10 protein-coding genes are annotated in these 10734 nt (G+C 53.1%); all 10 read right to left on the bottom strand.

The window, feature by feature from the left end:
• Positions 1–996: type VI secretion system Vgr family protein (locus IM304_RS09420; protein ID WP_193361507.1), on the bottom strand; the 996-nt coding region annotated here is incomplete at its 3' end.
• Positions 997–1092: 96 nt separating this feature from the next.
• Positions 1093–1440 carry an immunity protein Tsi6 family protein gene (locus tag IM304_RS09415; RefSeq protein ID WP_193354568.1) on the bottom strand — a complete coding sequence of 116 codons (348 nt, stop codon included), beginning with the start codon at positions 1438–1440 and terminating at the stop codon, positions 1093–1095.
• Between the two features lie 21 nt (positions 1441–1461).
• Positions 1462–2517 (bottom strand): ADP-ribosylarginine hydrolase Tri1, encoded by a 1056-nt coding sequence (tri1, locus tag IM304_RS09410; protein ID WP_193354569.1) that lies wholly within the window; start codon positions 2515–2517, stop codon positions 1462–1464.
• A gap of 51 nt (positions 2518–2568) precedes the next feature.
• A complete protein-coding gene (locus tag IM304_RS09405) occupies positions 2569–2922 on the bottom strand; it encodes an immunity protein Tsi6 family protein (protein ID WP_193354716.1) in 354 nt (117 codons plus the stop codon).
• A gap of 14 nt (positions 2923–2936) precedes the next feature.
• Positions 2937–3413, bottom strand: a complete 477-nt coding sequence (locus IM304_RS09400) for a hypothetical protein (RefSeq protein WP_193354570.1) — start codon at positions 3411–3413, stop codon at positions 2937–2939.
• Positions 3414–3665: 252 nt separating this feature from the next.
• Positions 3666–4154, bottom strand: a complete 489-nt coding sequence (locus IM304_RS09395) for a hypothetical protein (protein ID WP_227009495.1) — start codon at positions 4152–4154, stop codon at positions 3666–3668.
• Positions 4155–4441: 287 nt separating this feature from the next.
• Positions 4442–5203 carry an ankyrin repeat domain-containing protein gene (locus IM304_RS09390; protein ID WP_193354571.1) on the bottom strand — a complete coding sequence of 254 codons (762 nt, stop codon included), beginning with the start codon at positions 5201–5203 and terminating at the stop codon, positions 4442–4444.
• Positions 5200–6618, bottom strand: a complete 1419-nt coding sequence (locus IM304_RS09385; protein WP_193354572.1) for a phospholipase — start codon at positions 6616–6618, stop codon at positions 5200–5202. Before IM304_RS09385 ends, IM304_RS09390 begins: the two co-directional genes overlap by 4 nt.
• A 25-nt stretch (positions 6619–6643) precedes the next feature.
• The gene (locus IM304_RS09380; RefSeq protein WP_193354573.1) at positions 6644–8074 is read right to left on the bottom strand and encodes a serine/threonine-protein kinase; all 1431 of its coding nucleotides are present in this window, start codon (positions 8072–8074) and stop codon (positions 6644–6646) included.
• Positions 8075–8098: 24 nt separating this feature from the next.
• Positions 8099–10714: a type VI secretion system ATPase TssH gene (tssH, locus tag IM304_RS09375; protein WP_193354574.1), complete on the bottom strand. Its 2616-nt coding sequence runs from the start codon at positions 10712–10714 to the stop codon at positions 8099–8101.
• Between the last annotated feature and the right edge of the window lie 20 nt (positions 10715–10734).

The following is a 10734-nucleotide window of genomic DNA, read 5'->3' as shown; positions in this document are numbered from 1 at the left end:
CCCGCTGGCGTAGCGGTTCTCCTCGAAGTGATACCCGGCCGCCGTCACCAGATACTCGCCGTTATCGCTGAAGAATGGCGCGTTAGTCAGGGTGAAGGTGTGGCCCGGCGCGATGCCCGCCGCCGTGGCCGTGGCCTGTATCTGCTGATGCTCCACCTGCCAGCGCTCCTGGCGAATGCGGGCGTAAAACTCCGCATGCCCGGTTTCCACAAAGCGACCCGGCCAGTCGTACACGTCAATGCTGCCCGGCTTCGGCGACGCCGGGTTCTGCTGCGCCTGGAACAGCCACGCGTTCGGCTTGCGGAAGTCGTAGTCGTCGAGGCTGTAAATGCCCGGCGTCACGCTGTCCTCCAGCGCCCACTGGCTGATGCCCTCTTCGTCCGTGCTGCCGCCGGACGGCGTCTGGTGGTAAGGGATGACCTCGTAGCCGCTGAACGGCTGGTGCTGGGTGGCGGCGTCGGTCAGGACCAGGGTGTGCCTGTCGGCCTCGTGGCTGAAGTAATACGCAATGCCTTCCAGCTCCATCAGGCGGCTGATGAAGTCCAGGCTCGACTCCTGATACTGCACGCAGTAGTCCCACACCCGGTAGCTGCCGGTGAGTTTATCCTCAACGTTGACCTGATGTTCGCCCAGCAGGGTTTTCACTATCTGCGGCACCGTCTGCCCCTGGAAGATGCGCAGGTTACGGTCGCGCTTCATCGGCCACAGGTCCGGCTCCACCGTCAGCTGGTAGACCGCATAGCGGGTGCCCGTCAGCTCAACGGCGCTCACCGCCACGCGCGTGACTTTCCCGTTGATATAGCGGGAGGTGAGCAGGCTCTGCGTCGGGATGGTCACCGTGACCGGCTGACCGAGCAGTTTGCTGCGGTCGATGCGCGCGTCCGTGCCGAGCAGGGTCAGCGTCAGGGCGAACGACTCGGACATCGCCTCGCGGCCGGAAAGTTTCCAGAAGAGCAGCCCCTCAACCGGGAGCTGAACGGTAATTCGGTTGAGCATAATCTTTATTCCGTAATGTTTTATGCTAAATAAATGTATCAACAAAGACGAGATTTTTGACAAGACGTTTTGGGATATGCACAAGTCACCGTCTGCTTAATTTCGATATCGCTTTTGCCTTTTTAGATATCCATTATCCTGCTCATGAGGAAGAATAACTTTTAACCCTTGAGCCATCTGCGAAGCGATGTAGTTTACATTTGACAGATGCTGCGCAAGCTCTTCATCGGTAGTTTCAAATTCTTTTGCAGCCATAGCGCCAAGATTTAACGTATGGAGTTTACTTTTATCTGTATTCTTTCCTGTCAGGATATCCCTGACATACGCCACTTGTTTTTCAGCCACGTTATACAAAGAAAAAGAAGGAATAATTGACCTTCGCTCCTGAATAGCGTCGAGGGCATTTTCAATATAATCCATCGCTGTATAACTTTGTTTATTCACGCCTCTCCTTTAACTCCCGTACTAGAGAAACTTGTCTTCTGGTGCTCTGTCAAACAAATCACCCGCCAGCGCAGCAATACGCTCATGTTGTACCAGTTTGTCTTTCCACTCCTGCGGTATCTCAGAATAACCATACAATGCACCGGCAAGTTGCCCTGCCGTTGCCGCGACGCTGTCGGCATCATCCGCCAGATTAGTGGCAAGAAGGATCGCATCACGGAAATTATCCGTATTCCATACCGCCCACATTGCTGCTTCAAGCGTATCGATTACATAACCGCTGGAACGAATCTGATGACGGGCTTTATGCTTGTACTCACCCGCGTTGATTATCATGACCCGTGCACACAAAGGAAAAACATGGGGTGAAAATGCCTCTTCTTTTTGATGACCATTAATCAGATGATGCAGAATCAGCCCCAAAAATTGGCATGCATCGATAGACTCTACCGCCCCGTGAGTTGCTCTGCTCTGTGCCTGCGATTCAAAATAAATCGCCCTGAGTGACTTTCGGCGGAAGATCGACACGGGGGCCTGGCGAACAAGTCCTGCATTCCCCGCGGTATGTTTCTCCGTGTTACCGTACCAGGAAGGCCCAACATGTAGATATTGTTCCAGAGCGAAACGCGTCGTATTGCCAATATCGAAACAACGTCCGTTACTGCTGTTCTCTCCAGTTTGATACCACCTGAGAAGGAACTTTCTAAGGGTATCTGTATTCATTCGATTTTCGGCAAGATAGGTTTCCGCCACACACAAAGCCATGGATGTGTCGTCTGTCCATTCACCCGCGTTTAACATAAAGGGCCCACCACCCTGCATATCACTAACGTGTTCGCTATCCCGTGCTTTAAATTCAAGCGTTGTCCCGACGGCATCGCCAACGGCCAATCCCACTAACGCACCGAGCGCGTTATCGCGCGAAACGGCCTCCGTTGTGACGAGCGGCAATGTTTCATCCCAGAGGTTATCGGAACTCTTTTGCCGTGACGCCTTCCTGAGGTTTAACGGCATAAGATTGCGGTAGCGGTCGGCATAGTGATTAATTACCGCATCTTCGCTGTGTAGATCGACCATTATGGATCCTTCAGGAGGGAAAGATATATTGAGGAAATGACATCCATAACTCTAAAATTCGTCAGGGTATTTTTCCGCCAGAACGCATTGTTTCTGAACATAGTCAGGATCCACTTCATGCGGTAATTTCACTTTTACGCCACGTAGTCGCTGATCTACGATATACCATGCATCCGTCAGTCTCTCGAAAAAGAGCTCATCTGAGTTTTCGAATTCTCTAACCGCATAAAGGCCAAAAGTCATTCTCTTTAATACGGACTTGTCAGCTTTGTTTTTGATCACAATTTTTTTCAGAATGCGTAACTGCTGCACAATCTCATCATACATATGCAAAATTGGCGCCCTGGGGTACTTACCATTAATTTCCGCATATCTTTTTTGCGCCAGTTTGAGGGCCCTTTCGATATAGTCCCGTTCAGTTAAGGTAAAAACTTTTTTACCCCATCACCCGCATCCCATTTTTTCATTACAAATATGAGCGAGCCAATTTTTACTATTTCCGACAAAATGAACAGCGTGATATTAAGAGGTATAACACGCATTCCGAGACCGACAATAATCATCGGGAACAAGGTTACTGAACAACTCATGGTGAGCAGGCGTAGCACTTCCTGCGCCAGAGCAAACCGGACGGCGTATCGGTGAGTTGTGAAAAAAAACCAGGCAGAAAAGAGTAATGAAACCGGCCACAGAAGGTATACGAGGTAAAAAAGCCCCGTCAATAAACCGTTTACCCCACCTGCAATCAACATGAAGATGATGACACCAAAATTCCCACCGGTAGAATCCCACCATGACTGAAGCAAGTGGTATGGACCGACATAATAAAATACAATGCCGATGACATCCATAATGCCCCAGAAATAGAATATTTTATTTTTTGCAGTTATATTCACTCAATCCCTCTTTTGATCGACTCGGGTGGCCACTTATTACCATGTTGGCGCGGTTGTGTTTTCTTATCATAAAGCGTATTCATTAACTCGCCGCGCTCAAATGCCTTAACCAGCTTAAACCGTGAATCACTGAAATAATCCAGAAACTATAATTCTCTATCCCAGATGCATCCTCGCAAAAGGTTTATGATAGCCAATGCAAAAAAACTTCGAATACACATTCCCCCCTCAGTGCTTGATTAAAAGTTATTATTACGCACAAGCTACTTTCTTCGTATATTTATAATATATCAGGGAGTACAACTTCAGAGTCTCGGAGATCATGAACAAAACAAGGGTTACCCAAACATTCGATATGCCAGTAATATCTGCAAGTAACGGGAAGAACGAAACGGAACAGCGAAATGAGATCAACCGAAATACTTCTTGAAACAGAGCAAACTTAACTGCACAGCGTTTCCGTTTAAAGAAAAAAATTGCCGAGAGAACAAAAGAAAGCAGCAATCCTAAATCCAAAGCAAAAAGGAGTAACACCAGTATACCGGGCACCAAAGCACTGTGTGCAGACCATAAATCAGTAAATGACAAAGCATCCGAAACGAAAGGCAGCCGTCCCTTCAGCACTGAATTCACACAATAAAGAATGATGGCAAGAATATCCATGCCACCCCAGAAAAAGAAAACTTTATCTTTTACAGTCATGACCTGTTTATCTCTTTTTTTACTGCCGCAGCTGGCCATTTACCGCCGTACTGATTAATTTTTATTTAATTTATCCTGGGGGGAGGTAACATTACTCATTATCTTCTTTTGTGCCAGTTGTAAGACCATCCTACAGCCCAGAACAACAGGTTCATATCATGTTGCCTGAGTTTGTTAAGACCGATTTACGGGAGACTTTTTAGCTTCATCTAGCTAGCCGCTGAAGTAGTCTTGCGGATTTGGATCTGGGTTATATATACATTCCGGTAATAGAAATATGAAAATCGGCATCAGACGAGCAGTAAGATGCATAAGCTATACGTTTCCTATTTAACCGGCATCGGTGGCCATTTACCGCCATGTTGAATAAGCACATCTTTAATTTCGTTAAGTTTTTTATATTCGTCGCTGCCTACCTTCGCCCTATCGAGGAAACGCTGCAACTGATTACCCATCGTCCAACCATTATCTGCTTTGATTTCAGGGTCTGCTCCGCGCTCAAGTAAAAGAAGAACATGATCGTACGAGTGGAAATCCAGGGCATCAATAAGTAGCGTATTTCCCAAAGAATCGGTGATATTTATATCGGCACCTTTATCAAGCATAGCCTGTAACGTCTTGGTGTTTTTGGCTTCAAGCGTTTGGAAAATAATTGGTTTCCCAAAAGTTTCATCAACGGCATTTGGCGATAAACCCGCATTTAACATCGCCTTGATCCAGTCCGCGTTGTCTGCCATTAAAACAAACTCAGCTGGACTATTTTTTCCTTGTGGCCTCGGTTGCAGAGGGTCTGCACCCGCTTTAATCAGCATGGTGATAATATTTAGCCGCTCCGGTGTTTTCTGATTATTGATCGAATTCATGACAGCCCAAAATAACAATGTCATGTCTTCTTTACCGGGCTTGTTTAAATCCGTCTCTGACGCTAATTTAATTACCTCATCAACTTCGCCATTCTCGATTGCACGAGCTAATGTGAGCTGTTGTCCGCTAAAGTAATTATCTGGTTTTAAATCCATATTTTGTTTACACCCCTGAACCATTAAAATCAAACAAAGCATTATCCAGCCTGATAAGAACGATTTCATGCACGACTCCTAATAATTGAAATGTCTTCATTCTTTTGCTGTTCTATGCAATCTATTGCCTGACCAATGCCATGGCGGTCCAATGGACCTCCTGTCCCGCCGGGAAGATCGTGAACAACTCCAGCAGCATTAGGCATAATGGCAGAGATTTCTTCTTTGGCTATAAGCGTTGGTATGTGGCCTTTCAACATTTTATAGTCTTCCGCCAGATTAACTTCCTGGATTTTTGTCAGCAATTCACCTTCAACGCGATAAGCCTGAATATTATCCGCCTCACCCAGCAAGCTTCCACCGTATTTTTCAACAGTGGATGAATGCAGACCAGCCGCATTGAATGTCCATCCAGCCTGACCGCTTGCGACAGAGGTAGCAGAGGCCAACCCACCTCCCAGAGAGTGGCCTGCGATATCGATTTTAGATACCGATTTAGCCAGACGTGATCCCAAGCGTACTGCCCGCTTATAATAATCCGACTCCATACCTAAACCTTGAGCTCCATTGTTTGCCCAGTCAGCCATGTTCTTCGTGGGAAAAAACTCAGGTTGCCTTGATCCTCTGAACACGATTGTTGGATTCATGTCACTGCCAAAAACCGCAGAATCAGGTTGATAAACTCGCGCCAGGAAGTCAGGCGTATCGGCATGGTCAAAAAGAACTTCTTTATCCAGACCATATTTCTTCAAAGCATCCGCATCATTACTGATATCCGTCCACCCCTCCGGCACGCCCGGCGTCGTTTCCAGCGGATTTACCGTCTTGTAGACGTTCTCAGCAAGCTTCGCTTTTTCCACCGCAATATTATTCGCCGCTAACCGCTTAGCCGCTATCTGCGCATCCGGGTAGAGGCTGTTGCTGCCCTTTGCAATTAGCTCCTTACGCGCCTGCCAGCGTTCGGCTTTGGTCATATTTTCCAGCTGTGCCGCATAGGTTTTACCGTCTTTGCCCGGCGTTGGCGCATCCGGCACCTGCGCCGCTTTAGACTTCACCACCTGCTTCGGCAACACCGTTGGCGCAGGGCGAGACCCATACGCTCGCACCATGGTTTCGTAACGATCGACAATCGTACTCACCGGGTACCAGCCCAGACCAACAATGGAGGCAGCCTGCAGCTGCCCTTTGGCATTGATATAAAAAATCTCCGTTACCGATGACCAGTCGCGGAAGCTTTCGTCGATGGCCACTACCCTGCCGATATCCAAATCCTGAGCGATCAGCTTGCGCGTATCGCGCCCGGACTGATAAGGATTCGCGCCGGTGATGTTGCGCAGCAAATCGTAGCGCGTGAAGAGCGAGCGCAGCGAATGGTCGGGAACCGACATAATCCACTGCCCGGCAACGGACGGGCGGATAATTTTCGCAAACAGCGCCGGTGAAACGTTCTCATGAAAAAGATAGACAAACTTGATGTTGTACATGCGCTCCGTCCTGTTACCCGCTGGCCTACGGGTTCACCAGCCAGGTACCTGGCTTCGCAATATCCAGCGTCTGGGTACGCGTTCTTCCATTCCCTTCCAGCTCGATACGGGCCTCGCCCGCCGGCAATTTCAGCGATGCGTAACCGTTATTTCCCGGACGCAGCGCTTTCGGCTCACCGTTAACCTTCAGCGTCTCGCCGTCGAGCATGCGGATATAGACAAGCGCGACGGGGCTGGCGGCAACGGGCGGCGTGCCCTGCTGTGCCGCGGCAGGTGGCGCAGCAGGCTCGTCGGCCTCTGCCGTTTCCGGTGTGGTATTCGCTGCGGCAGTGGTCCGTGCAGGCGGAGTCGCGGCAGGCGTTTGCGCCGTCTGCTCTGGCGCGCTCTGACCGCCGCCGAACAGCATCGCGCCGGCAACAACCCCAACCAGCACGCCCGCGGCGACCAGTCCCGGCAGCTTGTAGCGCCGCCAGTCCAGCGCGGAAGCAGACGTCTCCTCTTCAACCGGCACCAGCATCGTGCCCGTCTTTTTCGCGGTCAGCACGTCGTCGATACCGGCGACGGGCATTTCGATCAGGGCCGCAAACTCCTCGATGGATTGCGGGCGATCTTCCATATGCAGCGCCAGCGCCCGGTCAATCGCCTGCAGCAGCGGAATGGAATAGCCCTGCGGCATCAGCTCCACCAGCGGTTTACAGGTGTCCTGAATCGAACGCACCACGCTGACCGGAGGCGGAGAGCCTACGATCAGGGTACGCAGCACGGCGCCGAGAGCGTATATATCCGTCCACGGCCCCTGCTCGCTTTCATTGTCATCGGTATATTGCTCGATTGGCGCGAACCCCGGACGCAGCATGGTTTCCGTCTCGTCCGAGAGATTACCGATGGTGCGGCGCGCCGAACCGAAATCAAGCAGCACCGGCAGGCCGTTATCCTGAATCTGAATGTTGTCCAGCGATATATCGCGGTGCAGATAGCCTTCATCGTGGATCGTTTTGATGGCGCCAAACAGCATCGGCAGCATGCGACGGATCCACGTCTCGTTAATCAGCTCGGGCTTCTCTTCGCGCAGGCGAGACAGCGTGGTGCCGCTGTAGAACAGCGTTCCCATGTAGGCCGTGTCGTTTTGTACCCAGAAACGCAGCACGTGCAGCAGGTTCGGGTGGTTGAACCGCGCCAGCAGGCGGGCTTCCTGAATGAAGCTGTTCAGGCCCGCGGAAAAGGCTTTGCCGAAGCGCTCGCTGCGCAGCACCAGCGTCATGTCCTCGCCGCGCACGGCGAGGGAGGAAGGCATAAACTCTTTGATAGCGATAGTGCGTTCGAGCTGGTGATCCCAGGCGCGATAGACGATGCCGAATCCGCCGCCGCCAATTACCTCTTTAATCTCAAACTCATTGAAACGGTACCCGACCGGGAGCGCGTTTGGGACAGTCCGATTGTTATCATTATCCGTCATCTTTTACAGTTCTCTTGATGATTATTACGCGGCAAACTGACAGTGGAACTCGCCCTGCTCGCAGGTAACGTGCAAACGACGATACTGCTCGTCGCTGCGGCTGGCGGTAAGTAAAATCTGGCTCATCTGCGGCAGCAGCGTATTGGTAAGAATTGCATCCACCATACGCCCGCCCGACTCTACCTCGGTACAGCGCTGAACGATCTGTTCAACCACGCTGTCGTCAAATTCAGAAATTATGTTGTGATTCTCTTCCAGACGACGCTGAATGCGCCTGAGCTGCAGGCGCACAATCTGCCCCAGCATCGCGTCGCTCAGCGGATAATACGGCACCACCAGCAGACGGCCCAGCAGCGCAGGCGGGAATACCTCCAGCAGCGGCTGGCGCAGGGCGCCGCTTAACGCGTCCGGCTCAGGCATCAGTTCCGGGTCGGCGCACATGGCGGCGATCAGCTCGGTGCCAACGTTGGACGTCAGAATAATAATGGTGTTACGGAAATCAATATGACGCCCCTCGCCGTCCTCCATCCAGCCTTTGTCAAAGACCTGAAAGAAGATCTCATGAACGTCCGGGTGCGCTTTTTCAATTTCGTCCAGCAGCACCACGCTGTAGGGGCGGCGGCGCACGGCCTCGGTTAAGACGCCGCCTTCACCATAGCCCACGTAGCCCGGAGGTGCACCTTTTAACGTCGATACGGTGTGCGCTTCCTGGAATTCGCTCATGTTGATGGTAATAACGTTCTGCTCGCCGCCGTACAGGGACTCCGCGAGCGCCAGCGCGGTTTCGGTTTTGCCGACGCCGGACGGCCCGCACAGCATAAATACGCCGATCGGTTTGTTCGGATCGTCGAGCTTCGCCCGCGAGGTTTTCACCCGACGGGCGATAAGCTCCAGACCGTGGCGCTGGCCGATAACCCGCTGGTTCAGCGTGTCGGCCAGGTTCAGCACCGCGTCAATTTCATTTTTCACCATCCGGCCCAGCGGGATCCCGGTCCAGTCAGAAACCACCGCAGCCACCACATTTTCGTCCACCGCGGCAAACAGCAGCGGTTCGTCACCCTGTAATGCCGCCAGCGCCTGCTGCTGCTCTGCCAGCTGGCCGCGCAGTTCAGCCGTGTCCTCGTCGCCCGCCGCAAACAGCGCGGCGCGCAGGCGGATAATCTCCTGCACCAGATTGCGCTCTTCTTCCCAGCGCCGGGCCAGGGCTTCGCGCCTGGTTTCAAACGCGTCAAGCTCGGCGGTTAAGGTCGCCACGCGCGCCGGATCGCCTGCCCCGACCCGCGCCTCACGTTCAGCAATCTCCAGCTCCACGTCCAGGGCGGCCAGGTGACGCAGGCAGTCTTCCAGTTGGGCAGGCGGCGCGCTCTGGCTGACGGCCACGCGCGCGCAGGCGGTATCCAGCAGCGCCACCGCTTTATCGGGCAGCTGGCGCGCGGGGATATAGCGATGAGAAAGCTTCACCGCCGCGCTGACCGCTTCGTCGAGAAGTAAAACCTGGTGATGGGTTTCCAGCGGCGAAACGGTGCTGCGCAGCATCAGAACGGCTTTCGCTTCGTCCGGCTCGTGGACCTGTACCGTCTGGAAACGGCGGGTGAGCGCCGGATCCTTCTCGATGTATTTTTTGTATTCCGCCCAGGTGGTCGCGCCCACGGTGCGCAGCTGCCCGCGCGCCAGGGCGGGCTTCAGCAGGTTAGCGGCGTCGCCGGTGCCCTGCTGACCGCCCGCACCGATAAGGGTATGGATTTCATCAATGAACAGAATAATCGGCGTGGCGCTGGACTGCACTTCATTAATCAAGGCCTGGAGGCGCGCCTCAAACTCTCCCTTCATGCCCGCCCCGGCCTGGAGCATGCCGATATCCAGCAGCCACAGCTGAACGTTTTGCAGCGGTTCCGGCACGTCACCGCTGGCGATACGCAGCGCCAGCCCTTCAACTACCGCCGTTTTCCCTACGCCGGCTTCCCCGGTCAGCAGGGGGTTGTTCTGGCGGCGGCGCATCAGAATATCGACCATCTGGCGGATCTCTTCATCGCGCCCTACCACCGGGTCAATTTTACCTTCCCGGGCGCGCGCCGTCAGATCCTGACCATACTGCGCCAGCGTACCCTGCGCGGCAGGTACCGCACCGGCGGGCGCCTCTACCGCGGCGGCGGCCTGCTGGCTCTCTTTGCTGCTGGCACAAATGGCGTCGAACTGCTCGATCAGCACCTCAACGTTAAGCCTGGTGAACTGTGCCGAGATGCCTTTCAGCACGTTGGCCAGATTCCATGTTTTCAGGATTCCGATCAGCAAATGACCGCCGCGGATCCGGCTGACGCCGAACTTCAGCGAGCCGTAAACCCACGCGCGCTCGACGGCGCTGTCGATATGTTCGGACAGATCGGAAACGGAGCTTGCGCCGCGCGGCAGGGCATCCAGCGCCGCCACAATATCGCGGGTCAGCTGCTGTTCATCAAGCGCAAAGTGATGGATGACCTGCTGCAGATCGCCATCCTGCTGCTGCATAAGCTGATGAAGCCAGTGCACCAGCTCAACGTACGGGTTGCCGCGCAGCTTGCAGAAGGCAGTCGCGCTTTCCAGAGAGGTAAATAACAGCGTATCCAGTTTGCCGAAAAGCACGGCACGGCTAATTTCTGACATGTTAGTTTCCATTAACAATG

Origin of the sequence: Enterobacter cloacae complex sp. P40C2 (genome assembly GCF_014930695.1) — a bacterium.
Classification (GTDB): Bacteria; Pseudomonadota; Gammaproteobacteria; order Enterobacterales; family Enterobacteriaceae; genus Enterobacter; species Enterobacter pasteurii.
Note: the sequence above shows the minus strand (reverse complement) of the source record. Positions and strands in the feature narration are given on the sequence as shown.